This is a genomic window from Acidaminococcus timonensis (genome assembly GCF_900106585.1).
Lineage (GTDB): Bacteria > Bacillota > Negativicutes > Acidaminococcales > Acidaminococcaceae > Acidaminococcus > Acidaminococcus timonensis.
The window spans coordinates 1-25116 of record NZ_FNWH01000004.1; the positions used below are offsets into that span (position 1 = coordinate 1).

Annotated in this window: 24 protein-coding genes and 1 riboswitch; all 24 genes read right to left on the reverse strand. The window is 57.3% G+C overall.

Annotated elements, in window-relative coordinates:
* Window positions 1-461 precede the first annotated feature (461 nt).
* A complete protein-coding gene (locus BQ5462_RS00335; RefSeq protein ID WP_083378011.1) occupies window positions 462-1541 on the reverse strand; it encodes a M48 family metallopeptidase in 1080 nt (359 codons plus the stop codon).
* A 154-nt stretch (window positions 1542-1695) separates the two neighbouring features.
* Window positions 1696-2436: a DUF3298 and DUF4163 domain-containing protein gene (locus BQ5462_RS00340; protein ID WP_143037989.1), complete on the reverse strand. Its 741-nt coding sequence runs from the start codon at window positions 2434-2436 to the stop codon at window positions 1696-1698.
* Window positions 2437-2503: 67 nt separating this feature from the next.
* Entirely contained in the window at window positions 2504-3340 is an 837-nt protein-coding gene (locus BQ5462_RS00345) for an energy transducer TonB (protein WP_071141478.1), read from the reverse strand.
* Window positions 3327-3749 carry an ExbD/TolR family protein gene (locus tag BQ5462_RS00350; RefSeq protein ID WP_071141479.1) on the reverse strand — a complete coding sequence of 141 codons (423 nt, stop codon included), beginning with the start codon at window positions 3747-3749 and terminating at the stop codon, window positions 3327-3329. The genes BQ5462_RS00345 and BQ5462_RS00350 overlap by 14 nt, the downstream gene beginning before the upstream one ends.
* Window positions 3746-4381 carry a MotA/TolQ/ExbB proton channel family protein gene (locus BQ5462_RS00355; protein WP_071141480.1) on the reverse strand — a complete coding sequence of 212 codons (636 nt, stop codon included), beginning with the start codon at window positions 4379-4381 and terminating at the stop codon, window positions 3746-3748. The genes BQ5462_RS00350 and BQ5462_RS00355 overlap by 4 nt, the downstream gene beginning before the upstream one ends.
* Window positions 4382-4385: 4 nt before the next feature.
* The gene (locus BQ5462_RS00360) at window positions 4386-5216 is read right to left on the reverse strand and encodes an ABC transporter ATP-binding protein (protein ID WP_071141481.1); all 831 of its coding nucleotides are present in this window, start codon (window positions 5214-5216) and stop codon (window positions 4386-4388) included.
* Window positions 5217-5220: 4 nt separating this feature from the next.
* Window positions 5221-6183, reverse strand: a complete 963-nt coding sequence (locus BQ5462_RS00365; protein ID WP_083378012.1) for an ABC transporter substrate-binding protein — start codon at window positions 6181-6183, stop codon at window positions 5221-5223.
* Between the two features lie 235 nt (window positions 6184-6418).
* Window positions 6419-7738, reverse strand: coding sequence for an AsmA family protein (locus BQ5462_RS00370; RefSeq protein WP_071141483.1), 1320 nt, complete (start codon window positions 7736-7738; stop codon window positions 6419-6421).
* 1 nt (window position 7739) lies between these two features.
* Complete coding sequence (rpe, locus tag BQ5462_RS00375) at window positions 7740-8384, reverse strand: ribulose-phosphate 3-epimerase (RefSeq protein WP_071141484.1); 645 nt, start codon at window positions 8382-8384, stop codon at window positions 7740-7742.
* A complete protein-coding gene (gene rsgA, locus BQ5462_RS00380) occupies window positions 8381-9268 on the reverse strand; it encodes a ribosome small subunit-dependent GTPase A (protein ID WP_071141485.1) in 888 nt (295 codons plus the stop codon). Before rsgA ends, rpe begins: the two co-directional genes overlap by 4 nt.
* Window positions 9265-11238 (reverse strand): Stk1 family PASTA domain-containing Ser/Thr kinase, encoded by a 1974-nt coding sequence (gene pknB / locus BQ5462_RS00385; RefSeq protein ID WP_071141486.1) that lies wholly within the window; start codon window positions 11236-11238, stop codon window positions 9265-9267. The genes rsgA and pknB overlap by 4 nt, the downstream gene beginning before the upstream one ends.
* A complete protein-coding gene (locus BQ5462_RS00390) occupies window positions 11223-11954 on the reverse strand; it encodes a Stp1/IreP family PP2C-type Ser/Thr phosphatase (protein ID WP_071141487.1) in 732 nt (243 codons plus the stop codon). The genes pknB and BQ5462_RS00390 overlap by 16 nt, the downstream gene beginning before the upstream one ends.
* Entirely contained in the window at window positions 11951-13009 is a 1059-nt protein-coding gene (gene rlmN / locus BQ5462_RS00395; RefSeq protein WP_083378013.1) for a dual-specificity RNA methyltransferase RlmN, read from the reverse strand. Before rlmN ends, BQ5462_RS00390 begins: the two co-directional genes overlap by 4 nt.
* Window positions 13006-14358 carry a 16S rRNA (cytosine(967)-C(5))-methyltransferase RsmB gene (gene rsmB / locus BQ5462_RS00400; protein ID WP_071141488.1) on the reverse strand — a complete coding sequence of 451 codons (1353 nt, stop codon included), beginning with the start codon at window positions 14356-14358 and terminating at the stop codon, window positions 13006-13008. The genes rlmN and rsmB overlap by 4 nt, the downstream gene beginning before the upstream one ends.
* A 9-nt stretch (window positions 14359-14367) precedes the next feature.
* Window positions 14368-15129 (reverse strand): DUF116 domain-containing protein, encoded by a 762-nt coding sequence (locus tag BQ5462_RS00405; RefSeq protein ID WP_071141489.1) that lies wholly within the window; start codon window positions 15127-15129, stop codon window positions 14368-14370.
* 3 nt (window positions 15130-15132) lie between these two features.
* Window positions 15133-16071 (reverse strand): methionyl-tRNA formyltransferase, encoded by a 939-nt coding sequence (gene fmt, locus BQ5462_RS00410; RefSeq protein ID WP_071141490.1) that lies wholly within the window; start codon window positions 16069-16071, stop codon window positions 15133-15135.
* Window positions 16068-16544, reverse strand: a complete 477-nt coding sequence (gene def / locus BQ5462_RS00415; RefSeq protein ID WP_071141491.1) for a peptide deformylase — start codon at window positions 16542-16544, stop codon at window positions 16068-16070. Before def ends, fmt begins: the two co-directional genes overlap by 4 nt.
* Before the next feature lie 265 nt (window positions 16545-16809).
* Window positions 16810-19206, reverse strand: a complete 2397-nt coding sequence (gene priA / locus BQ5462_RS00420) for a primosomal protein N' (protein WP_071141492.1) — start codon at window positions 19204-19206, stop codon at window positions 16810-16812.
* 1 nt (window position 19207) lies between these two features.
* Window positions 19208-20386, reverse strand: coding sequence for a methionine adenosyltransferase (metK, locus tag BQ5462_RS00425; protein ID WP_071141493.1), 1179 nt, complete (start codon window positions 20384-20386; stop codon window positions 19208-19210).
* Between the two features lie 52 nt (window positions 20387-20438).
* Window positions 20439-20547: riboswitch (SAM riboswitch) on the reverse strand.
* A 61-nt stretch (window positions 20548-20608) separates the two neighbouring features.
* On the reverse strand, window positions 20609-21655 hold the full coding sequence (citC, locus tag BQ5462_RS00430) for a [citrate (pro-3S)-lyase] ligase (RefSeq protein ID WP_071141494.1): 1047 nt from the start codon (window positions 21653-21655) through the stop codon (window positions 20609-20611).
* Between the two features lie 91 nt (window positions 21656-21746).
* Window positions 21747-22520: a NifB/NifX family molybdenum-iron cluster-binding protein gene (locus BQ5462_RS00435; RefSeq protein WP_407923317.1), complete on the reverse strand. Its 774-nt coding sequence runs from the start codon at window positions 22518-22520 to the stop codon at window positions 21747-21749.
* 170 nt (window positions 22521-22690) lie between these two features.
* A complete protein-coding gene (locus BQ5462_RS00440; protein ID WP_205407905.1) occupies window positions 22691-23728 on the reverse strand; it encodes a threonine aldolase family protein in 1038 nt (345 codons plus the stop codon).
* A gap of 49 nt (window positions 23729-23777) precedes the next feature.
* Entirely contained in the window at window positions 23778-24407 is a 630-nt protein-coding gene (locus BQ5462_RS00445; protein ID WP_071141497.1) for a lactate utilization protein, read from the reverse strand.
* A 102-nt stretch (window positions 24408-24509) separates the two neighbouring features.
* Window positions 24510-25058: a ferritin family protein gene (locus tag BQ5462_RS00450; RefSeq protein ID WP_012938354.1), complete on the reverse strand. Its 549-nt coding sequence runs from the start codon at window positions 25056-25058 to the stop codon at window positions 24510-24512.
* Window positions 25059-25116 lie beyond the last annotated feature (58 nt).

Genomic DNA, 25116 nt, shown 5'->3' on the forward strand with positions numbered 1-25116 from the left:
GCTTGGCTCTCAAATACTAGCTTTGATTTTTTAACCTGGTTTTCATCCAGGTGACTCGATCTCATCACTAAAAGTGACTTGACCCGCACATCTGTCAACAATATTCAGTTCTCAAAGTTCGTCTTGCTGTCAACTGACAGCTTGTATATTCTATCAAGGATCTCATGTTTTGTCAACAACTTTTTGATTCTTTTTTGAATCACTTGTGTTGCCAAATCTTGGATTCTTGAAGGCTTCTCCCTGGGGGAGAATGCTTAATTATAATACCATGGAACCATCCTTTTGACAAATTTGATATTTACGTGTTATTTTCCGTTATTTACGTTTATTTTACGTAATTTTTACTCTAAATCTACATTAAGCATTATTTTCTACCATTTTTCTTTATAAACCGGAATAAAAATAAAAGAACGTTGAATCGTTCGTTTTAGTCCGGACAATTCAACGTTCTTTTATATATCTTATTTGATTTTATTCAATTTCTGTGCCAGTTCTTCCGCACTGGCATCGCTGCCGGTACTGGTCATAATAGGTTGTTCCCCCATCATCACGGTATCCCCATTGGCATAGGCTTCCGGTGCAGTCTTATTTTTATGGTACACCGCTGCCAGGTTGCCCAGGACGAAATAGGACCGTTCCTTGCTGGACATGGAGCTGGTGGCACTGGGAGTCACAAATTCCTTGTTGTTGACATAGACAACACCATTCTTGTCAGTTACGTGCTTGTTGCTCCAGTCATACAGTTTCTTCACATAGTTTTCCCGGCGCTGGGTGCAGGTGGGATGGTCGCTCCACCGTACGTTCATATCTCCATATTTTTCCAGGAACTTCTGCCATACCGCAGCTGTGGCCCCGGGATTGTAATTGGTGTGAGTGATGTAATCAAAGGCCAGATTGTCGGCTTCCCATTCCATGGGTTTGCTCAGATGCACATTCCGTGTGTAGGTGTACATGGCATCGATGGCGCCGCTGGCCATCCCACCGGTAGCCGCATTGGCCATTTCCGCCAGCACAGCCGCATTCAGGGATTTTTTCACGCCCTGGATGGGATGATCTTTCTGGCCATGGCCCAGTTCGTGGCCCAGCACCACAGCGATTTCGTCATCGGTATGCAGCAGGTTGAAAATGCCCCGATACACATTGACATTATGCCCGATGGTGCAATAGGCATTGGCGTCTTCGTTGGGGCTGATGAAATAGTTATAGGGTTTCTTGTCCACTGTGGGGTCCACAGCCCGGATACCTGCTTCCACATTGGTCATAATGGTATCCAGCCGGTCGTTCAGGTATTCGTCCGTATCCACGCCTTCCTGTTTCTTCATCTGCTGGAACCATTCCTGGCGTCCTTTCTCCGTATTGTTGTACGTCTTATAGACTCCCATGACCTGATCCCGATACATGGTCCCCATGATGGCCGAACCCAATACATCCACCAGCACGCCACCGGCTTCTGCCCGGGGTGCCGGTGCAGCTCCAAAGGCCACTCCCAGACCCAGCAGACCCACCATGCAACTGCTGACGATCTTCGTCTTCATATCCATCTGAATCCACTCCTTTGCCTACTTCCCCATAACAAGGATCGCCCTTCTGAACGGTTCTTTGCAATGATTTCTTTACGACTATTGTAATACAAAAGCGGACAGAAGGAAAACGTTTTTCCCTCTGTCCGCTGCTGCAATCGGATAAAACTCCGGGCTACAGCCCCAGGCCCATATTCAGATCGATGATGCCCACTGCATAGGGAGCAATTTCATACTGCCCGAACACGAAATGGATATTTCCCGATCCATCCAGATAGTAGTTCTGAGGCAGTTTCTTCAGTCCCCTGAAATCCGAGTAGAAATAATGGCCCTTGCCATAGTCCGTGGACCAGAGGGCTTCGTTGATCTTTTCCAGGGTAAAGGCTCCCTTATGCCGGGGGGCCACCAGCTTCTGCCATTCCACCGGTTCGCCGGTGGTCAGGTCAAAAGTCACCCCCAGCTCCCAGCTGGTGGGATGGGCTGCCCGCTCGATGAAATCATACCCGTAGCGCTGGAAGGACAAGTACCGGTTCCCGTGATGGCTCACCTGGTAATCCACCCGGGACGTCAGGCGTTCGTCCATGGTGTCGGCCTTTTCATAGGCTTTCTGGGAAATCCTGGCCGCCTTCTCAAAGTACCTGGAAATCTTCCGGGACACTTCCGGATTGCCCACCACCCGTACCTGGGGATAATGGATGATCAAATCTCTTTCCTTGATCAGGCCGCTGCGGATCACAATTCCCTTCTGGGCATAGATCACCTGGCCGGGCACATAGCCCTGCAATTCCTGTTCCAGGGCATAATGGGCCGCATGGGTGGCTGTGGGTTTCGCTTCCTGTGCTCCGGCCAGAGCCGGCAGACTGCAGAGCCCCATCAGGCACAAACCGGCCAGCGCTTTCTGCACAATATGCTGCATGATTCCTCTTCCTTTCTGTTTCTCCATCGTCTGTATTATACAAAGTGTGCTGTTCCTGTGCAAGGTTTCACTCTTCCAGCTGGTAACGCACCGTCACTCTGGATTCTCCGGCAATGGGCTCCCCTGCCGCATTTCGGGCCGGCGTGAAGCTCCACTGGTAAGCGGCCTTCAGGGCAGCCCGATCCAGCCGGTCGTAGCCGGTGCTCTCTTCCAGCCAGGCCCGGGTCACACTGCCCCCGGCGCTGACGGAGACACCTACCACGGCCACCCCTTCTTCGCCGGCATCCCGGGCCGCCCGGGGATAGATCCTGCTGTACCCCTGGAGGGCTGCATCCTGGCTCAGGTCGGTTCCGTCTGCTCCACCGGCAGAACCGGAGCCTCCGGCCCCCCCTCCCGGCGAGCCATCGCCACCTGCACTTACAGGATCCGTCCCGTTACCCGCACCAGATCCCAGTCCAGTCCCCGAGCCGGAACCCTCCCCGGAGGAACCGGCTTCGTCCATGCCGCCTTCTGCGGAACGGTCCCGGTTCCCGGAAACGCCCCCTGCACTGTCCCCGCTCCCGTCCGCTGCAGAGGGCGCCACCGGGGTCTGGAGCAGTTCCCGAAGGGTCGTTTCGCTGGATAACGAAGCTTCTCCGGTGGCGGATGCAGCTCCTGGAGGCCCGAAGAGCCGGGATCCTACTGCCGCCGTACTTTCCGTCCCGGTCATTTCCCCACTGCCATCCCCATCCTTTCCGGCCCCAGTGTTTGCTCCAGGACCGAAGCCTTCCACCTTCACCCGGATGGGACCTTTCTGCAGGTCCGGCCCTGGAGCCTGCTGCAGCGCCAGCCCCAGGGCCGAGAGCACTGCCAGATGGAGGCACAGGGACCAGCGGAAATAATAGGTCCAGTTATGGTTTCCCATGGGTTTCCCCCGTAGTCACTGCCAGAGAAAAATCCTGAAGTCCGGCCTTTTTCATTTCGCCCAGGATACCCATGACCCGTCCGTAGCTGACCTCCCTATCTGCTCGCAGGTTCACCACCTGCCTGGGGTCTTTCCGGGCGGCCTCTCCCACTTTCTGCACCAGTTCCGGCAGGGTCACCTGCTGATCCTGGAGCCAGATGGTACCGTCCCTGGGCAAGGTCACCTCCAGGGGCAGATCCTGCTGCAGCTGACCGGTGCTTTCCGGCAGATCAACCGGGACCCCTTTCTGCTGGCTCATGTACATGGTGCATACAATGAAAAAGATCAGCAGCAGGAATACCATATCGATCATAGGCGAAATCTGGATGGAGGGCGGTTTGCGTCCGCTGCCCCGATGCAGATGGATCATTGGGGATCCCCTCCCTTTTGGGGCAGGGCCCCGGCATTTTCCAGGAATGCGTTGTCCATCTGCTCCACCTCACCCAGAAGGACATCCACCTTCTGGGAAAAAACCGTATGGAAGCAGATGGTGGCAATGGCGATCACCAGGCCGAACACGGTGGTGATCATGGCTTCCGCCACACCGGCCGTGACAGCCATGGGATTTTCCCACCGGCCCTCCAGCGCCTGGAAGGAGGACATCATGCCGGTGATGGTCCCCAGCAGCCCCAGGATGGGCGAAAGGGTCACGATCACAGAAAGGTAATTCAGCCCCTTTTCAAACCGGTTGATCACCTGCTGGCTTTCCCCGGCCACATAACTTTCCTTGCTCCTGGCTTCCGCCGGTGCTGTGAGCAGCCGGAGGCCCAGCGCTGCCAGGCCGCCCTTTGTCTGCCGGCTCAGTTCCAGTACCTCTGCCCATTTTCCCTGCCGCAGCAGACGGCAGAACTGACGGGGATACTCCCGGCCGGAGTCCTCTTTCCGGAAGTAGGACCACCGTTCCAGGATGATGGTCAGGGAGACAAGCGAACACATGAGCAGCGGCCACATGACGACCCCGCCCCGGATGAAGAAGCTCCAAACCTGTTTGATCCATTCCATATCGTTACATTTCCTCTCTGTTTTCCAAGATTTCCTGCAGCAGACGCCGCCGTTTCTGTTGTTCTTCTTTGGATTCCAGCACTTCCAGCCGGAAATCCTCTCCGCTGCCGATAACCCGGCAGGGTACCCCATAGGCTTCCTGAAGATGGTCTGTCGTGAGTACCTCTGCCGGGATTCCATCCGCCAGCAACCGGTTCCGCCCCACCAGCAGCAGCCGGTCACAGTACCGGGCCGCCTGGTTCAGGTCATGGACGGAAAACAGCACAGTCCGTCCAGCCCACGCCAGCTCACGGCACAGAGAAAGCACGGTTTCCTCCACCACCAGGTCCAGGGCTGCCACCGGCTCGTCCAGCAGATAGAACGCTGCCTGCTGGATCAGGGTACGGGCAAAGAGCACCCGCTGCTGCTGCCCGCCGGACAGGGTATCCATCTTTCGGTGGGCCAGATTTTCGGCACCCACCGCCGCCAGACATTCCCGTGCCAGTTTCCGCTCATTCTCCCCTTCCTGCTGATACCAGGAAAGATGGGGATAGCGGCCCATGAGTACCACGTCTCCTGCTGTATAGGCAAAGGGGATGGGACGGTCCTGTGGCAGATACGCCACCTGTCGGGTCAATTCCTGCCGGGTATACGTTTTCAACGGTTTTCCTCCCAGCAGCACCGTTCCCTTCCGAAGGGGCTGGATCCCCGCCAGAGTCCGGAGCAGGGTACTTTTGCCGGCGCCGTTGGGACCAATGAGCCCCACACATTCCCCCGGTCCCAGCCTCAGGTTCATGGGCTCCAGTACCCAGCGGTCCACATATCCCACCGCACCATTTCTGATTTCCAGTTCCATGGGTTCAATATCCTTTCAACAGGGATTCATCCGACAGATCAAACAGTTTTTTGCCATAAGCTCCATTGGCCAGAGCCTTGATGCCATAAACCACCATGGGTGACGCATCGTACACATACCGGTCAGGCAGTGTCACCCGATGCTCCAGTCCCTTCAGCCCCTGGAAGGAGGGATCGGAAAAGAACTGGCTCGAAAACTTGTCATAGGCTTCCTTTTCCTCTCCGTAGGGCAGGGACACCAGAAAGAAATCCGGATCCGTCTGGAGTACGGCTTCCCGGGTCAGCGCCTGACCGTTCTTCAGCCCGGCCACCGTAAGCCCGTTGCGGATGCCCGCTTCCCGGCACACCACGTCATACAGAGAACCGCTGCCTCCGTACCGGCTCATGAGAGAGACCAGCATTCCCGTAGGCTGTGGCCCTGACTGCTGCTGCATCGTTTTCCGGATATCCTCCAGCTGCCGGTCGAAACGGGCCAGCACCTTTTTCCCGGTGGCCGGCTTCCCTACCGCTTTGGCCATCAGTTCCACATTGTCCCGGATCTGTTCCAGGTCCGTGGGCCCATGGCAGACCACCACCGGAATGCCCAGCGCTTCCAGCTTCTGGAGCAGCCCCGGATCAGACCAGGTGGAAGCCAGGAACAGATCCGGTTTGACAGCTGCTACGGTCTCCGGTGTATAATCCCGCAGCTTCGGCTCCACTGCCGCTGTTTCCTTTGCAATATAGGAAATGCCCGGTTCACCGTCCAGGTAATACGCCCCGGCCAGATGGTCCGCCGGCACCAGGGTCAGCAGGGTCTCATCCAGATGCAGAGAATCCGTCAGGATCCGTTGGGGATTCCGGGGCAGAGTCACGGTCTTTCCCCGCACATCCTGCAGCGTGATGGCAGCATCCTGATGAGCAGCCGGTTGACTGCCGCAGCCGGAAACCAGAAGCAGGCACAGCAGCAGGAACATTTGCAACAGTTTCATGGGTTTTCTCCTTTGGCACATTGCATCAACAAGTATAAAAGGCGCTGTGAAAAAATGCTTTTTCAGACCCCGTCACTAGTCACTAGTCTCTAGTCACTAGTCGATGGAAGCCAGCTGACGCTAGCGAAATAAAGGCGCTGTGGATGATTTTTTCACAGCGCCTGTACTTTATGCCGGCAAAGCCGGCTTCTCTCCACGGGTGATGGGTTCCCGGCAATCGGAAGTCATGCCAGCCCTAACTGAAGAACCGGATCCGGACCCGTCCGCCGTCAGGTGCCACATAGTACAGATTCCCAAGCCGGAGCTTTCCATTGACCAGTTCGAACTGGGGTGCCACAAGGTCACCGCCGTCGCTCTTGATTTCCACATCATTGAATTTCAGCTGCTTGTACTGGTTGGAAAAAGTCCCCCTGATGGAATTGAACTTGATGATGGCATAGATTCCCTTGCCTGAGATAAAAGAACCATAGGTCAAGGTGGATCGGTTATTGCCGTCGCAGACCATCTTCAGGTCCAGCTGGACCAGTGTCCGGAAATAGGGGATGTTGGTGGCATCTTCACTGTGCAGGTCGTGCCCCATCACGTTCACATGGTAGGCCTTGGTATCAATGTTGAAACCGCCCTCTGCATCACAGGACCCTTCAAAGATATCAGCGGTCACATTCTGGGCATCGATATATCCGTCTTCATACTTGAAGTTTCCTTTCACGTGGGTAAATTTCAACCCCGGAAGGTTCAAATCGGGCATATACAGTTCGCCCACGATCACCGGTTCCGGCAGCTGCCCGGTTACATTGGCGCTGGCCGTCACCCGTTCGTGGATGTCCAGCCCGGTGCCCAGAGAGGAAGGATTCAGGTTCTTGATGCCCAGTTTCAGGTCGTAGGTGGAAACAGCCGGTTTCAAATCCACATCCCCCTGGATGTCCACGCCCTGCCCTTCCAGCGTGCCGCCCAGTTCCCCGGTGGAAAAGTCGATGGTCAGCTTGTCTGCACTGTTATAGGCCAGATCGGCATTCACATCCTCGAAAGTATGCACCCGTTCCTTGAACCGGGCCGTCATCTTGCAGTGGTTCAATTTCACAGCCACATTCACGTTTTTCAGCTTGATGTCGAACTTTTTCTTCCCTTTGGGCTGAGAAGGCCTGGGCAGTTCCGCCGCTTTGATCCCCTTCACATGCATATTCTTGTCGAACGTCAGATCGATATCCGCATTGTCCAGCTCGATCCGCTGGATGGTCCGGGTATCGATCCGGCGGAGCACCACATCCATGGGTTTCACATGGAACGACCCGCTGGGCACCGTGACTCGGTTGCCGCTGCGGTCATCCTTCCATTCCAGGTTGTAGAACCGCACATGGCCCAGGGGGGTGGCGGTCAGCCGTTCCACGGTAATGGTCCCGTCCAGGAAATCCTGTTTGGCGATTTCCCGGTTGAAAATCTGAGCAGCATGGATGCTGGCAATGTAGGCCAGCCAGAACAATACCAGAAAGCCTGCCAGCAGCGCCAGCAATCCATATTTGATTTTACGGCGGTGGCGCAGCAGGAAGGCTTTCATGTTATTTCCTCAGCGTCTGGATGGCTTCCTGCATATCCGGAGCCCCGAATACATAGGACCCGGCCACCAGCACATCGGCCCCGGCTTCCCTGCAGGCCCTGGCAGTTTCCCCGTTGACCCCGCCATCCACTTCGATCAGGGTCTTCAGGTTCCGCTGCCGGATCATGGTCTTCAGCCGGGCAATCTTATCCACGCTGGTGGGGATGAATTTCTGGCCACCGAAACCCGGGTTCACGCTCATGACCAGGATCATGTCCGCATCGGGCAGGATTTCTTCCACCATACACAGGGGCGTGGCCGGATTCAGGGCCACCCCGGTCTGGATGTTCCTGCTGTGGATGCTCTGGAGCAGCCGGTGCAGGTGGTTGGTGGCTTCTGCATGGACACAGATCAGATCTGCGCCGGCCGCAGCAAAGCTGTCCACATAGTTTTCCGGCTGGTTCACCATCAGGTGACAATCAAAGAACATATCCGTCCGCTTCCGCAGGCATTTCACCACCGGCGCTCCGAAGGTCAGGTTGGGAACGAACTGTCCGTCCATCACATCGATATGGCACCAGTCAGCCCCTGCATCCTGGATGCGGGCCACTTCTTCCGCCAGGCAGGAGAAATCGGACGACAAAATGGAAGGTGCAATGATGGTCATGATTTTTTTCCTCTTTTCTTTTGTTCCGCCAGTTCCTGACGGATGATGCAATACGATTCATAGCGGCTCCGGGCAATGATGCCCTCCTCCACCGCCTGCTTCACCACGCAGTCCGGTTCGTGGGTATGGGTGCAGCCGGTGAACCGGCACTGGCCCATCCGCTCCCTGATTTCCCGGAAGCCGTCCGACGCATCGTCCATAGCCAGCTCGGCCAGGTCGATGTTTCCGAACCCGGGCGTATCCACAATGTAGCCGCCCTGAAAGGGCAGCAGCTCAGCGAACCGGGTGGTGTGCCGTCCCCGGCCGATTTTATCGCTTACGTTCCCCGTCTTCAGGGACAGGGAGGGATCGATATGATTCAGCAGAGTGGATTTTCCCGCTCCCGAGGGACCCCCGAAAGCCACCGTATGGCCCTGTACCCGTTCCAGGATGGGTTCCAGTCCCAGCCCCTCCCGGGCTTCGATAGGCACTACCGGGTAGCCCAGGGGCTCGTAGATCCGGCGGAACCGATCAACAAACTCCTCCGGGACCAGATCCCGCTTGTTCAGCACCAGCACCGCCGGAATCCCCCCGGCCTCGGCCAGAGCCAGCAATTTGTCCACCAGAAGGAAACTGGGGTCCGGATCGGCACAGGCGAATACCGCCATCAGGCAGTCCAAGTTGGCCACCAGAGGACGCTGGAGCAGATTCTGGCGGGGCAGCACCTGGCGGATCATGCCTTCCGTGCCCTGGGCTTCCACTTCCACCCGGTCACCGGCGGCCATCAGGAACCGGCGCTGTTTCATCCAGCCCTTTACCTTGCAGGTATACACCTGTCCGTCTGCCGCCGCCACATAATAATAGCCGTTGTAAGTCTTCAGGATGCGGCCCGTTACAGTACTCACAGTGTCTTATCCTCCGCCAGTTCCCCGTTCAGATAGATCTGGATCCGGGCGCCGGAACCGGCACTCACCGACCGGCTGATCCGGGTGCCGGGGGCCACCGAATCGGAGAACACGGTCCGGCTGCCGCTGTCATCCGTCACGATGATCCGTACATCCTTGGCACTGCCGCTGCCCGGTACCGTATAGCTGATGGTCCGGGAGCTGCCGCCGGAAGAGCTGCTGCTCTTCTTTTCCTCTTTCTTGCCGGCAGAGACCACCAGGGTCACCGCAGAACCCTTGTCCAGCACGGATCCGGCCCCCGGATCGCTGGACAGCACCGTATTCTTGGCACTGTCACTGCTGGTGGACGAGACGCTGCCCACGGACAGTCCGGCACTCTGCAGGGCGGACTGGGCTTCTGACAGGCTCATGCCCGCCAGGCTGGGTACCACTGTCTGGTTGTCGCTGATGTTCACCACCAGGTCCACACTGGTCCCTTCGCTGACCTTGCTGTTGGGGGCGATGCTCTGTGAAATCACCGTGCCCTTGGGCGCCCCTGCCTCATACTTCACGGTGACTGTGCCTACTTTCAATTTGGCCTTCTCCAGCATCATGGTGGCATCATTGAGTTTCTTCTTCTTCAGATCCGGTACCACCCCCGGTTCCGGCCCCTTGCTGACCACCAGGGTGATCTTCCGTCCGGCCTTCACCCGGGTATGGGCACCGGGCGTCTGTTTGATGACCACACCGGGGGTCACTTTGGCATCATAGGCTTCCGTCAGAGTATACCCCAATTTCTCCTTAGTCAGGATGGCTTCAGCCTCCACAATGGTCTTGCCCTTCACATCAGGGACGGTCACATCGCCGCTGGTATAGCTCAAAATGGCATAGATAACGCCGCTGAGCACCACCAGAGCCGCCAGGAAGAAGGCCAGCAGTTTCTTCTTGCCGTATTTTTCCACCAGGCTGTTGCCTTTATCCCCGTCCTTGTTGTCCGGAGCCTTGGGTACCGGTTTCGGTTGCTGGGGCTTCTGCCGGGCCGCTTCCGCCTGCTGGGGCTTCAGAAGACCGTCCAGCATATCGCTTTTGCTGATCACCATGGTCTCATCACTGACCGGACTCTTCCGGGGTTTGTCCCAGGGATCGTCCGTCAGTCCCGCATCTCCCAGGAGATGGGTCTGGGCATGCTTCAGGTCGGACAGGAAATCATCGGCGGTGGCATAGCGCAGCCGGGGGTTCTTGGCCAGGGCCTTTGTGATGATGTTGTCCAGGTAATAGGGAATGTCCGGATCGTACCGCCGGGCCGAAGGCGTGGACGATTCCAGATGCATCCGGGCCACTTCCAGAGGAGTATCCCCATCGTAGGGCAGCTTGCCGGTGAGCATCTCGAACAGCACCACGCCCAGGGAATACAGGTCCGACTGGGGGGTGACCGGCTGGCCCGCCGCCTGTTCCGGAGACAAGTAGTACACCGAGCCGATGACATTCTTATCCGACCCATTGCTGGGCTGGCCAAAGGCCCGGGCAATGCCGAAATCCGTGATCTTGGGCACCCCTTTGGTGTCGATCAGGATGTTCTGGCTCTTCACATCACAGTGAACGATGGAGTGGTCATGGGCCTGCTTCAGTGCGGAAGCAATGCCGATGGCATACCGCACCGCCGTCTTGTAATCCAGGGCCCCGTTCTCCTCGATGACTTCCTTTAGGGAACGGCCCACCACATATTCCATGACGATGTAATAGATATCATGTTCGTTGCCGCTGTCGTAGATGTTGACGATGTTGGGGTGGCTCAGACAGGCCGCATTGCAGGCTTCCTGACGGAACCGGGCTACGAACTGCTTGTCCTGGATAAACTGGTCACGCAGGATCTTAATGCCCACGTCCCGGTGCAGAACCGTATCATAACCGTGGAATACCTCGGCCATTCCGCCGCCACCGATCTTGTCAATGATCTCATAGCGGTCATTGAGCGTTATTCTTCCTTCCATTCTTTAGCCTCCAGATCAATGACGATGAAAGAGATGTTGTCGTCTCCCCCGGCGGTCATGGCCCCGTTCATCAGACCATCGGCCAGCCTTTCCAGGTTCCTGTCTCCCATGATGCGTTCGATTTCTGCCTCTTTGATCATATTGGTGAGCCCGTCCGAGCATACCAGCAGTTTCTGGGCTCCATCCAGCAGCACCTCGAAGGTATCCACCTGGACCTGGGAATCCACCCCGATGGCCCGGGTGATCATATGCTTCTGGTCCGAGGTCTCCGCCTCCTCCTGGGTCATCTGCTTCTGCCGTACCAGTTCGGCCACATAGCTGTGGTCACTGGTCACCTGCCGCAGCACTCCATCCTGCCAGACATAGATCCGGCTGTCGCCCACATGGGCGACGAAAGCACTGTGGGGATTGGGCAGATAAACCGCCGTAAGGGTGGTGCCCATCCCTGTAAAATTTTTCTTTTCCCGAGAAAGCTCCCAGATTTTTTTATTGATATTCTTAATACTCCGTTCAAGAAACGGCAATACCTCTTTTCGAGGGAGTCCGCTCATATCCAGTCGGCTCAGCTGCTGTACTGCCTCATAGCTGGCCACTTCACCGGCATCGGCACCCCCCATCCCGTCTGCGATGGCATACAGATCCGGTTCCCGCACCAGGATGCTGTCCTCATTGTTGGGACGCACCATCCCGCGATTGGTCCGACTCACTGCGATCATCTCTGCGCCTCCTTTAATGCGCTGGCCCGCAATTGTCCGCAGGCCGCATTAATGTCCCTGCCCATCTCTTTCCGGACGGTCACATTCAGATGGCGTTTTTTCAGCATCTGAAAAAACCGGTCCACCGCCTGGTCACTGGGGCGGGCAAACCCCTTTTCCGGCACCGGGTTGGCCGGGATCAGATTGATCACACATTCTTTATGTTCCAAGGCGTCGGCCAGGTTCCTGGCATCCTCCGGCCGGTCGTTGATCCCGGCCAGCAGGATGTATTCGTACATGACCTGGCGTCCGTTGCTCTTTTCGTAGGCATCCGCCGCCCGGATCACATCCGCAAAGGGATATCTGTGGTTGATGGGCATCAGCCTGTCCCGCAGGGTCATGGAAGCCGCATGGAGAGAAATGGCCAGGTTGATGTTCCGGCCCAGGGCTGTCAGCTTTTCGATCCCCGGCACCACCCCGCAGGTGGACACCGTCATGTTCCGATAGCCGATACACTGGCCCCTGTCGCTGTGGAGGATATCCAGGGCCTTCAGCACGTTATCCAGGTTCAGCATAGGTTCGCCACTGCCCATGACTACAATCCGGCTTACCCGCTCCCCCTGGGGCCCCAGCTGGCTCTGGAAGAAATACAGCTGGGCCAGGATTTCCGCCGGAGTCAGGTTCCGCACGAACCCGTGGAGCCCGCTGGCACAGAAAGCGCAGTTCATGGCGCAGCCCACCTGGGAAGACAGGCACACGCTGTAGCCGTAGTCGTGGTGCATGAGCACCGTCTCCACGGTGGCGCCGTCCGTCAGTTCCAGCAGGACCTTATGGGTCAGGCCGTCCTGGGACCGGTATTCCTTCAGCACCTTCACCTGGCTGGTGGCAATGGTATACTGCTCTGCCAAAATCTGCCGGGTCTCCTTGCCCAGGTTGCTCATCTGACCGAAATCCACGGCAGCTTTCTCATACAGCCAGCGGAATACCTGCTCCGCCCGGAATTTCTTCAGGCCCAGACCCATGAGTTCCGTCTGGAGTTCTTCCAGGGTCAGGCCCATGATCTCTTTTTTCGTCATTCCTTACTCTCTTTCGTCTTTTCAAACAGACACAGATAAAAGCCGTTGATGCCATCCCGTTGGGGCAACAGCTGAAGTTCCTCCACACTTTCTCCTGTCAGGGGATGGGGAAAAGGAACAGTGCGGAATTCCGGATGCTGCTCCAGGAACCATTTCCGTACCCGGGTGTTTTCATCCTGTTCCAGGGTACAGGTGCTGTACAACAGCCGGCCTCCCGGTTTCACATACCGGGCCCCGTTGGCCAGGATCTTTTTCTGGAGGGGCGGGAACTGGCTCAGTCCCCGTTCTTCCTTGGTCCAGCGGGCCTCGGCCCGGCGGTTTAGTACACCCAGGCCGCTGCAGGGAGCATCTACCAGCACTTTGTCCGCCGTATTCTCCCATTCGGGCACCAATACGGTGCCATCCTGCTTTTGGGTCCTGATACAGTGGATGCCCATCCGCTCCGCATTCTGCCGCACCAGAGCCAGTTTGTGTTCATACAGATCCAGGGCCAGGATTTCTCCCCTGTCCTGCATTTTCTGGGCCAGATGGGTGGTCTTGCCTCCCGGTGCACTGCACAGATCGATGACCCGGTCTCCCGGCGCCGGATCCAGGACTGCCCCATCCAGCATGGAACTTTCGTCCTGGATGTAGATGTCCCGGCCGAAATCCTGTACCAGGGCTTCCAGGGAAGGAAGGGTATCGCACAAGAGACCGTCCGGGGACCACCGGGACACATGGGTCTCGATGCCCTTTTCTGCCAGCTGTTTCCGGAGTGCCTCCCGGCTGATGGCCAGGGTGTTCACCCGCAGGGAAAACACCGGCCGGGCGTTGTCGAATTCACACAGTTTCACAGCCTCTTCCAGGCCGTACCGATATTTCCAGCGGCGTACCAGCCATTCCGGATGGTAGTATTCCAGGGCAATCCGTTCCAGTTCGTGGTCCGGGCCCTCCGGAAATTTCCACTGGTCCCGGGTCCGGGCCAGCTGCCGCAGGGCCCCGTTCACCAGTTTTCCCGCACCTTCGTGGACATATTTCTTGGTCAGTTTGACACTTTCATTGCAGGCCGCTGAATCCGGGATCCGGTCCAGATACAGGATCTGGTAGGCCCCCAGACGCAGGATCACCAGTACCAGAGGATCCAGTTTCCGCAGAGCCCGATTCACCACCTTGCCCAAATACCAGTCCAAGGTGCCCATGGTCTTCACGGTCCCGTAAACCAGCTCCGTGGCCAGTTTTCGGTCCAGTGCAGACAAAGGAGCCCCACGCAGCCCCTGGGCCAGTGCCAGGTTTGCGTAAGCTCCCTTGAGAAAGATTTGTTGTAAGATCAAAAGTGCCGCTTCCCGCGGATTTTTGGTAGTAACGTTCATTGGCTTTCCTCATTCCAGAATCAGCGACCGTACCGCCGCCTCGATTTTACCCATATCGGCACAGGTGTTGAAACAGGGTCCGTTGGGCCGTTCGTTCAGCACCCCGATCACCGGCAGCGGGAACACGTCCTGGATGCCGCTGGTCAGGTCCCGCTCACAGGCCACTGCCAGGATGGCTTTGGGCCGGGCCTTCTTCACAGCCTGCCGGGCCAGGGTACCACCGGTGACAATGGCCACATGGACGTTGTATTTTTGTGAAATGGCCAGCAGCTGTCCCACCCCGCACCGGCCGCACTGGCGGCAGTTGTGGATATCCCGGGTCACCTTGAAAGGACAGGTGTCCAGCTGGATGCAATGGGGCGTCAGGATCAGCAGCCGATCCGCCGGTACCCTGATGTGCTGACGACGCACCAGATGGTTGCTCACTTCGATGAAGGACTGCTCCACCCGTCGTTTGGACACACCCATGAGCTTGCCCAGAGAAACGGCGATGGGATACAGCAGATTGATCACATGCCAGGCCCAGAAATAGAAGAAACGCATGGTGGGAAATCCCAGGATGGCCAGGACAATGCCCACCACCCCGGTCACCAGGGCCAGGCTCAGCAGGAAGGCAGCCCATCCCACCACATGGGGCAGCCAGGGATGGATCTGGCTGAGGCCCGGCACCATGATTTCCCACAGCCCGTAGGCCGCTCCGGCAGCCACCAGGGCCGCCAGGGAAACCAGGGCGATGAAAAGCCGTTTTTTCGGCTGAAATCCCCTGTTCATGGTTTACTCCAGTCTGTCCCCTACTTTTACATGCTTGCCGTTTACAAAAGAAGCGGCCGGCATCCGTTTCTTGCCCTCAGGCTGACATTCCACCACTTCCAGGCTGCCGCTGCCACAGGCGATGATAAGCCCGTGGGCATCAGCCCGGAGCACTTCTCCCGGTGTTCCCTGGGTAGCGTTCGCCTTCGCCACCCGGCTCTTCCACAGCTTCAGCCGTTTACCATCAGGCAGCAGGGTGAAGGAACCCGGCCAGGGATCGAAGGCCCGGATCTGGTTGTGAAGCTCCGTTGCCGGCTTCGTCCAGTCCAGTTTCTCCATGTCCCGGGTGATCAGAGAGGCATAGGTAGCCTCTGCTTCCGGCTGGGGAACCGGTTCGATGGTCCCGTCCACGATTTTGGGAATGGTTTCCAGCAGCAGGTGTGCGCCCTTTTCCTTCAGGATATCGTGGAGTTCTCCCTGGCACATTTCCGGCCCGATGGGGACTGCCACTTTGCTGAGCATGGCGCCGGTGTCCATGCCCACATCCATCTGCATGATGGTGACACCCGCTTCCTTTTCGCCTTTCAGGATGGCATAGTGGATGGGGGCCGCTCCCCGATACCGGGGCAGCAGAGAAGCATGGACGTTGATGCAGCCATATTTGGGCAGGTCCAGCAGGCTCTTGGGAAGGAACTGCCCGAAAGCTGCCACTACAATCAGCTCGGGTTGGATTTTCTCCATCTCCGCCTGGAATTCCGGGGTCTTCACCCGCTGGGGCTGCAGCACGGGCAGATCCCGGCTGAGGGCGTATTCCTTTACCGCACTCATCTGTACCTTGTGGCCCCGGCCTTTGGGACGATCGGGCTGGGTCACCACCGCAGCGATTTCATATTGTCCGGATTCCACCAGCGCTTTCAGGCTGGCCGCAGCGAATTCCGGCGTTCCCATGAATACGATTCTCATCTTTCTTCTTCCTTTGGTTTGGCAGTGAGGCTGATGGCCTTGTCGATGAACAGGATCCCCTCCAGGTGATCACATTCATGCTGCAGGGCCCGGGCCAGCAGACCATCGGCGGTCAGCTTGTAGTGGTCGCCTTTTTTGTCCTGGAAATGGACGGTGATCTGGGCGGCCCGCTTCACTTCCCCTTCGTAATCAGGGACACTGAGGCAACCCTCGGAATCCACGGCTTCGCCCACCGGGTCCGTGAGCACCGGGTTCACGAATTCCCGGATCCCGGCACCATCGCCGGCATCGATGACCACCAGCCGCTGGCTCAGCCCGATCTGGGGTGCCGCCAGGCCGCAGCCGTTGGCGGCATACATGGTTTCCGCCATGTCTTTCAATAATTTACCTAATTTTTTATCGAAACGTTTGACCGGAGCAGCCTTTTCCCGCAGGATGGGGGCTCCCACTTTCACAATGTCATAGATTGCCATGATACATCGACTCCTATCGCAATTTTACCCTTTATTATAAGGCCAATGGCCGTCTGTTGTCCACTGTTGCCCCTTTTCTCCTTTTTCTTTTTTGTTGTCATACAAACGAAATCATTTCCTGCTCCATCCTATACGAAAGGCAACAGGTGAAGAAGCCATGGACGGCTGCCCGGCAGGTGCCATTGAAAAAGTGGAAGACTGCGTTGGTGGGTAGCGGGTGACCGACAGAAAAAGAGAGTCGTGGAATTTTTCCACGGCTCTCTTTTTATACCACACTCATAGGGTCCACATCGAACAGTACGTTGGGCAGCGCCCGGAAGTCGGACTGGCGCAGCCAGTCCTTCACCGGCTTCAGCTGAGGGCTCTTTAAGAGCACGTTGATCCGGTAGATCTGGTTCACCCTTGCCACGATGGCCGGGAAAGGGCCCAGGATCTCCAGAGGCTGCTTCGTTTCCAGCTGCCAGGCCTCCAGGGCATTCACCAGCTTCTGGGCTGTAGCCAGGGCTTCCTCCTGATTCTTGTGCAACACGGTGACCTTCAGCATCCGGGTAAAGGGCGGATACCCCAGCTCCTTCCGCTGGGCCAGCTCCAGTTTGGCGAAGCCTTCGTAATCCTGTCTGGCTGCCAGCTGCAGGATGGGATTTTCCGCATCGTAGGCCTGGAAGATCACATGGCCCGGCTTATCCCCCCGTCCGGCCCGGCCTGCGGCCTGGGTCAGCAGGGCAAAGCACCGCTCGCCGCTGCGGAAGTCCGGCAGGTTCAGCTGGGAATCAGCGCTCAAGATCCCCACCAATGTCACATTGGGGATATCGTGCCCTTTGGCCACCATCTGGGTGCCCAGGAGCACATTGTAGGCCCCGCTGCGAAATTCCGACAGGATCCGCTCGTGGGCGAACTTCCGGCTGGTGGAGTCCTGGTCCATGCGCAGAGGCTTCACGCCGGGGCACAGGCTCTGGATCTCCATTTCCGCCTTTTCCGTACCCGTTCCGAAGAACTTGATCCGCTTGCTGCCGCAATGAGGGCAGATCGTGGGCACCGGTTCCGTATGGCCGCAATAGTGACATTCCAGCAGCTGTTCCCGGGCATGGTACACCAGGGACACGGCACAGTTGGGGCAGCTGATGGATTCTCCGCAGTCCCGGCACATGACAAAGGTGGAATAGCCCCGCCGGTTCAGCAGGATGATGGCCTGCTCCCCGTGCTGCACCGTTTCCTCCAGCCGGCTGCGCAGAGCTTCCGACAGTACGGTTCGGTTGCCCTTCTGCAGCTCCTCCCGCATGTCCACGATGGACACCTGGGGCAGATGGGCCCCTTCCCGGGCCCGATGCTTCAGGTACAGGTGGGTATAAACCCCTGTTTCTGCCAGATAGTAGGATTCCAGGTCCGGGGTGGCCGAACCCAGCACCACCGGCAGTTTCCGGTAGTGGGCCCGGTACTGGGCCACCAGCCGGGCGTGATAGCTGGGGCGTTCCTCCTGTTTGTAGCTTCCCTCATGTTCTTCGTCCAGGATGATCAGAGAGAGATTGGAAAAGGGACAGAACACGGCCGAACGGACCCCAATCAGTACCCGTGCCTGGCCGGAACGCATTTTCTGCCACACATCCGCCCGCTCGCTGGCGGACAACCGGCTGTGGGCCACAGCCACAGCGCCCCCGAACCAGGCCTTGAACCGTTTCACGGTTTGTCCGGTCAGGGCGATTTCCGGCACCAGGACCAGCACCTGGCCTCCGTCCGCCAGAGCCCGTTCCGTCAGCCGCAGATAGACTTCCGTCTTGCCGCTGCCGGTGATGCCCTGGAGCAGGAAAGTACGAGGTTCATGTTCCTTCCGGGCCCCATCCACTGCCTGAATAGCTGCCTTCTGTTCCTCCGTCAGCTCCAGGGTCTCCTTCCGGGCCTCCAGTTTTTCGTAGCTGTCCCGCAGTACCCGGTGCCGGCCTTCCAGCAGCCAGCCCCGCAGCACCATGGTCCGCAGCACCTCTGTAGAGATACCATGCCGGGTCATTTCCGGTCCGCTGACCACATTCCCGGACGACAAAAGGTCCAGGGCAGCCTGCTGGCTTTTGCCCCGGACCTTTCCATCCTGATATGCCGCCAATCCTTCCGGTGTGGCCTGGAACGTCCGTTCCGACTTCTGCCGCAGCTTGTATTTCACATCGTAAGAAAGTACCACCGCCTGCCGGGTGATGAGGCCCTTCAGGGCAGTTTCTCCTCCAGGCAGTTTCCGGATGGCCTTCCGGGGCAGCGGCCCTTTCCGGCACAGGAAGTCATACAGTTCCTGTTCCCGGGGCGGAAGCGGTTTCGTCCAGTCCGGCACCGGTACATAATTCCCGGTAGCGGCCAGGCTTTTCTTGCCGGGGATGAACAGCCGCAGGGCCTCGGCCAGGCTGCAGAGATAATACTGGCTCAGCCAATAGGCCGTGGCCAGCATTTCGCTGTCGAACCAGGGCTCCGTACCCACCACGTCCGCAATGTCCTTCAGCTCCCGGGAAAGATCCGGTGCCTTGTCCTCCTCGACGATGAACCCTTCCACCAGCTGCGTTCCGAAAGGCACCACCACCCGCCAGCCCTGAGCCAGGAAATCCAGGCTCTCGGGCACATGGTAGGTGAACTGCCGGAACAGGTTCTTCACCGGCAGGTTGATGGCAACCTTGGCGTATTCCATATTATTGCAGTGCCTTTTTCAGTGCATCCACTTTATCCAGCCGTTCCCAGGGCAGATCCACATCCGTCCGGCCGAAATGGCCGTAGGCTGCCGTCTGCTTGTAGATGGGTCGCCGCAGATCCAGGCTCTTGATGATGCCTGCCGGGGTCAGGGAGAAGTTCTTTTCGATCAGTTTCACGATTTCTTCTTCAGGAATGGCATTGGTCCCATAGGTGTTCACGCTGATGGAAACCGGCCGTGCCACACCGATGGCATACGCCAGCTGGATTTCGCATTTCCGGGCCAGGCCGGCTGCCACCACGTTCTTGGCTACATAACGGGCTGCATAGGCCGCACTCCGGTCCACCTTGGTGGGATCCTTTCCGGAGAAAGCGCCACCCCCATGACGGGCCATGCCGCCATAGGTATCCACGATGATTTTCCGCCCGGTCAGACCGGAATCCCCCTGAGGACCGCCGATGACGAACCGGCCGGTGGGATTGATGTGGTAGATGGTGTCTTCGTCCAGCAGGTCAGCCGGGACCACCGGTTTGATTACGTATTCCAGGATGTCCCTGCGCAGTTGTTCCATGGAAATTTCCGGAGCATGCTGGGCGGAGACCACAATGGTATTCACGCGGACAGGTTTGTCGTCTTCATATTCCACAGAAACCTGGGTCTTGCCATCAGGACGCAGGTAGGGCAGGATGCCCTCCTTGCGGACCTGGGCCAGCCGGCGGGCCAGCTTGTGAGCCAAAGAGATGGGCAGGGGCATGTATTCCGGGGTTTCGTCAGTGGCGTATCCGAACATCATACCCTGGTCGCCGGCGCCGATCTTTTCATCGTCGGTATGGTCACCGGCCTTGGCTTCGTCCGATTCATCCACCCCCTGGGCAATATCCGGAGACTGTTCATCGATGGAAATCAGGACTCCGCAGGTGGCCCCGTCAAAGCCGTATTTGGCACGGTCATAACCAATATCGATCACCGTCTGCCGGGCAATCTTGGCGATGTCCACGTAGCAGCTGGTGGAAATTTCCCCTACAATATGGATCTGGCCTGTCGCCACCAGGGTTTCACAAGCCACTCGTGCATCCGGGTCTTTTTCCAAGATGGCATCCAGCACCGCATCAGAAATCTGATCGGCAATCTTGTCAGGATGCCCTTCCGTCACAGATTCAGACGTAAAGACTTTTCTCATAGTTTCCTCCTTGCAAAAAAAATACTCTCAAAACATGAGAGTACATATGGGACTCTCATCTCACAATCGAATAACGCATTGCAGGACTTAGCACCGTTGACCCAAAGGCCATGGTTGCTGTGGCTTCAAAGGGCCATTCCCTCCACCACTCTTGATGAGCTATATGTAATTGTGATGGTGTAATTATATCAGATACAGTATAATTGTCAAGAGTGGCCCCCCTTAATAATGGACCACGTCTTTCTCTCTCCTGATTTTGGCAATGATGGGTTTGGCCGCTTCACTGCGCAGGAATTCCCAGGTGGTGGGAGGCACCTGCTGCTGCACCAGGTCCCAGTTGTCCTCCTGGATGGCCTTGCGCACGGTGGAAGCACTGACCACCTGGCCGTCTTCTTCCCGGCGGGGCACCACGATGCACTGGATGCCGTCCTCGGGCAGCTTCTGCTGCATCACCTGGTTGTACAGACCGGTAACCACGCTGGTGGGTTCCTCTCCCACATACCGGGCAGTGATACCCAGCTTGTGGGCGATTTTCGTAAAGATGGCCAGATCCAGGTTGGCATGGCTGGTGATAACCGCTTCCGCATCCTTCTGGAAATAGCTGGGGAACGTGGCCTGGCTGATGATGTACGGACCGCTGTCGTGATACCGCAGGTTCTTCAGGTGCGCCGTACCGGCTTTGATCAGCTGCCTGCGCACAGTATAAGGGAACAGGCTGGCGTCTTCGCTGACCATGAACAGATGCACCACATCATTTTCCGCCGCCGCTTTTTCCACCAGGTACTGGTGTCCCAGGGTAAAGGGGTTGGCATTCATGACGATGGCACCCACTTTGGGTGCGTCCACCTTTGTCTGGGCCAGCTGGTCCAGGTAGCTGGAGAAACCGTCCTTCCGATTTTCCATGAACACAATCTGGTCCTGGATGCGGGCGATTTCGTAGAAGCCCAGATCGCCGAAGAACTTGGCCGAATTGCATTTGGTGTACAGGAACAGGTGCAGGTTGCCCCGTTCGTACTGGTACTGCACCAGGTGGGACACGATCTCATTCATGAGCCCCTCGCCCTGGTGGTGGTGATCCACGGCCATGCAGCGCAGGGTGTTGCCGAAGCAGCTGCCCGTGGCGATGGCGTGGTAGTCGTTGTCGAACATCACGCAGGTATAATCCAGGTTGGCATCCCGCCGGATCCCCTCCTGCTGCAGCAGGGCGTCCACCTGGGCATTGGTCCGGGCGTCCGAGGGATAGACCTGGGAAATGAAGTAATCAGACATGGTTATCTCCTTATGCTTTCAAAATTGTTCCCATTATAACATAAAAAAAATGGGTTGTCCTTTGTGGGAACAACCCATTTTATGTCAGGTCTCAATGATGGCAGCCGTGATGGCCGCAGCCGCCTTCGCCGTGGTCGTGGTGCTCATGATGGGCGCACTGGATGTCTTCCTGGTAGGCCAGCTTGTCGGCCAGGAAATCGGCCACCGCCTGGTCTGCCTGACCGCTGCAGCCGCCGTAGAAACGGATACCCTGGGCGTTCAGGGCCTGCTGGGCCCCGCCGCCGATGCCGCCGCAAATCAGGGTTTCCACCCCCAGATCCTTCAGCACACCGGCCAGGGCGCCGTGCCCCTGCCCGTTGGTGCTTTCCACCCTAGCTTCCTTCACCTGGCCGTCTTCCACCTCATAGACCTTGAAATTCTCCGTCCTGCCGAAATGCTGGAAAATCTCGCCGTTTTCCGCATCATAGGTCACTGCAATTTTCATATCCTGTTCCTCCTTCGGAAAATCTGGAAGACCGCCCACCCGGCGGACCGACTGCAGGATGAACTGGCAGCAGCCCCATTCCGGGTCCCGGGCGAACTCCACGCTGCCTTCCTCGATCCGCAGGTCTTTCCCGTAGATCAGGACCTCTGCCAGCTTTTTCCGAGCCCGGTTGAGGATGTTTTGAAATGTGGAGCGGGCCACATCCAGGCGTTTCGCTGCCTCCCCCTGCTCCAGCCCCACATAGTCGCAGAGCCGCACGGCCTCGAATTCATCCAGGGTCAATACCACGTCGCCCCTGGAAGGGTTGGCCCCCACAAAATAGAAACTCCCTGGTTGCTGGTACACCCGCCGTTTCCGAACCGGTCTGGGCAATCTTCTCACCTCGCCTTTTATTATCGGCATATGCCATTAATTCATATTGTATCCGAAAAAGAGGAAAAGTCAAGGGACTATGAGATTTGTGAGTACCTGGTACAGATGAACAAAAAATATCAGGCCAGGTAAGCCCGTCCCTGGCCTGTGAGCTGACTTCCTTCACCAGCCACTATTTCCTAAAGGACGGCAATCAGCTTCTCCACATCCTCTTCCCGGGTGGCCCAGCTGGTGCAGATGCGCATGAGAACCCTTCCGTCGGGCCACTCTGTGCCGAACCCCAGCACCACTTTTTCGGCCAGTTCGTCGGCCTTCTTTTTGTCCAGCAGCAGGAACAGCTGGTTGGTGGGTGCCGGATAAGGCAGTTCATACCCTTTTTCCAGCAGGGCACGGCGGATCTTCCGGGCCATCTGGATGCCATGCCGGCCCAGTCCTTCATACAGTCCGTCCGTAAACAGGGTCTCAAACTGGAGACCGCTGATCCGTCCCTTGGCCAGAAGGGCACCATGCTGCTTCACCATGGTGAAGAAATGGGGCACGAATCCGGGTTTGGGGAATACCACAGCTTCACCGAACAAAGCCCCGCATTTGGTCCCGCCGATGTAAAACACATCGCACAGACGAGCCAGATCGGGCAGGGTCACGTCGTTTTCCGGTGTGCCCAGAGCGTAGGCCAGCCGGGCCCCATCCACGAACAGGGGAAGCTTGTACGCCGTACATACGGCCCTGATAGCTTCCAGCTCGGCCAGTGTGTACAGGGTCCCCATTTCCGTGGGCTGGGACAGGTACACCATACCGGGCATCACCATATGTTCCCGGTTGGCGTCGTCCCAGTAGTTCTTCACGAAGGCCTCCAGGGCTTTCGCCGTCAGCCTGCCATCTTCCTCCGGCACGGCCAGCACCTTGTGGCCGCCGTATTCGATGGCTCCGGCTTCATGAACATTCACATGGCCGGTGGCCGCTGCTACTACGCCCTGATAGGGCCGCAGCACCGTATCGATGACCGTGGCATTGGTCTGGGTACCCCCCACCAGGAAATGGATTTCTGCTTCAGGAGCCTGGCAGGCTTCCCGGATCCTGCTGCGGGCACTTTCTGAATAACCATCTTCCCCGTAGCCAGCCGTTTGCTCCCAGTTGGTTTCCTGGAGCCGAGCCAGGATTTCGGGGGCCGCTCCCTCCTGATAATCACTGGCGAACTGGATCTTTTTGGTTTCCACAATCGTTCCTCCTTATTTTCTCTTCAGATAAAATCGTATGCAGTGAAAGTCACAATCCCAGCGGTTCGTTCACCAGGATCACATGGGCACGGTCCGGATTCCGGGAAAAACGGGTGATCAGGATCTGGCAGCAGCGGGTATCGATGGCTTTGCAGTGGGAACACAGGCCGGTGACCGTGCAGGGTGTCTTCACCTTGTATTTGATGGCCACCACGGACGCCACCCTGTTTTCCGCCCGGTCCAGAGCCGCCTCCAGGCCTTTACACACCTTGTCCAGGCTGATCAGATACAGTACGTGTTTCGGTCCGTAGGCCATGGCCGAAACCCGATTGCCATTGCCGTCGATGTTAACCATCACCCCGTCGTCGGTCATGGCATTGCAGCTGGTCAGGTACCAGTCCGCCGTATAGGCTTTGTGATGGGCCTCCTCCCGGTCAGCATACTCCTCCCGATCGATGAAAGTGTAGTTTCCCTGTTTCAGGGCTTCCACCAGGCCGCTTTCCCGTACGGAAGTGCTGCCGCCCATGGTCACCACACTGCCTTCCGGAATCAGACGCAAAGCCTGCTGCACCCCGTCAGCCACCGTTTCCGCATAATAGGCATGCATATTCCGGGATTCCAATCCTCGGATCACCTTCCGGGCCAACACGGCATTCCGTTTTTTCTGTGCCTCTTCCAACCCGATCCCCTCCTGATTCATGATGACTGTATTATACCATACAAAAAAAGGTGCCGCCGCAGCGACACCTTTTGATTCCCTGGGAGCAGAAAGGCTCCGGGATTATTTTGCAAAGTAACGAGCCAGCAGGCCATCGAATACACGGCCATGACGAGCTTCATCTTTAGCCATTTCATGAACGGTATCATGGATGGCATCGTAGCCCAGTTGTTTGGCCAGAGTTGCGATTTCTTTCTTGCCGGCGCAGGCACCCTGTTCAGCAGCAGCCCGCATTTCCAGGTTCTTCTTGGTGCTGTCAGTTACCACTTCGCCCAGCAGTTCGGCGAATTTGGCAGCATGTTCAGCTTCTTCGAAAGCGATCCGTTTGTAGGCTTCAGCCACTTCCGGATACCCTTCCCGGTCAGCTACACGGCTCATAGCCAGGTACATACCCACTTCGGAGCATTCACCGGTGAAGTGTTGACGCAGGCCTTCCAGGACTCTTTCATCTACGCCTTTGGCAACGCCTACAACGTGTTCATCAGCGTATTCTTTCACGCCTTCCTTCAGTTCATCGAATTTGTCTTTCGGTGCACCGCATTGAGGGCATTTTTCCGGGGCTTCTTCCCCTTCATAGACATAACCGCAAACTCTGCAAATGAATTTTTTCATGATATTTCCTCCCCTTGAAACTTGCAAATCCAGCGATATTTCTTTGGATTTGATACTT

Coding starts and splice junctions, on each gene's coding strand:
- BQ5462_RS00405 (WP_071141489.1), bottom strand. CDS start 15,129: ATGAACAGGGGATTTCAGCCGAAAAAACGGCTTTTCATCGCCCTGGTT.
- metK (WP_071141493.1), bottom strand. CDS start 20,386: ATGAGAAAAGTCTTTACGTCTGAATCTGTGACGGAAGGGCATCCTGAC.
- def (WP_071141491.1), bottom strand. CDS start 16,544: ATGGCAATCTATGACATTGTGAAAGTGGGAGCCCCCATCCTGCGGGAA.
- pknB (WP_071141486.1), bottom strand. CDS start 11,238: ATGGAAGGAAGAATAACGCTCAATGACCGCTATGAGATCATTGACAAG.
- BQ5462_RS00355 (WP_071141480.1), bottom strand. CDS start 4,381: ATGGAATGGATCAAACAGGTTTGGAGCTTCTTCATCCGGGGCGGGGTC.
- BQ5462_RS00370 (WP_071141483.1), bottom strand. CDS start 7,738: ATGAAAGCCTTCCTGCTGCGCCACCGCCGTAAAATCAAATATGGATTG.
- rsmB (WP_071141488.1), bottom strand. CDS start 14,358: ATGAACGTTACTACCAAAAATCCGCGGGAAGCGGCACTTTTGATCTTA.
- BQ5462_RS00360 (WP_071141481.1), bottom strand. CDS start 5,216: ATGGAACTGGAAATCAGAAATGGTGCGGTGGGATATGTGGACCGCTGG.
- BQ5462_RS00450 (WP_012938354.1), bottom strand. CDS start 25,058: ATGAAAAAATTCATTTGCAGAGTTTGCGGTTATGTCTATGAAGGGGAA.
- BQ5462_RS00390 (WP_071141487.1), bottom strand. CDS start 11,954: ATGATCGCAGTGAGTCGGACCAATCGCGGGATGGTGCGTCCCAACAAT.
- rpe (WP_071141484.1), bottom strand. CDS start 8,384: ATGACCATCATTGCACCTTCCATTTTGTCGTCCGATTTCTCCTGCCTG.
- rlmN (WP_083378013.1), bottom strand. CDS start 13,009: ATGACGAAAAAAGAGATCATGGGCCTGACCCTGGAAGAACTCCAGACG.
- citC (WP_071141494.1), bottom strand. CDS start 21,655: ATGTCTGATTACTTCATTTCCCAGGTCTATCCCTCGGACGCCCGGACC.
- BQ5462_RS00345 (WP_071141478.1), bottom strand. CDS start 3,340: ATGGGAAACCATAACTGGACCTATTATTTCCGCTGGTCCCTGTGCCTC.
- BQ5462_RS00365 (WP_083378012.1), bottom strand. CDS start 6,183: ATGAAACTGTTGCAAATGTTCCTGCTGCTGTGCCTGCTTCTGGTTTCC.
- BQ5462_RS00335 (WP_083378011.1), bottom strand. CDS start 1,541: ATGGATATGAAGACGAAGATCGTCAGCAGTTGCATGGTGGGTCTGCTG.
- fmt (WP_071141490.1), bottom strand. CDS start 16,071: ATGAGAATCGTATTCATGGGAACGCCGGAATTCGCTGCGGCCAGCCTG.
- BQ5462_RS00350 (WP_071141479.1), bottom strand. CDS start 3,749: ATGATCCATCTGCATCGGGGCAGCGGACGCAAACCGCCCTCCATCCAG.
- BQ5462_RS00340 (WP_143037989.1), bottom strand. CDS start 2,436: ATGCAGCATATTGTGCAGAAAGCGCTGGCCGGTTTGTGCCTGATGGGG.
- priA (WP_071141492.1), bottom strand. CDS start 19,206: ATGGAATACGCCAAGGTTGCCATCAACCTGCCGGTGAAGAACCTGTTC.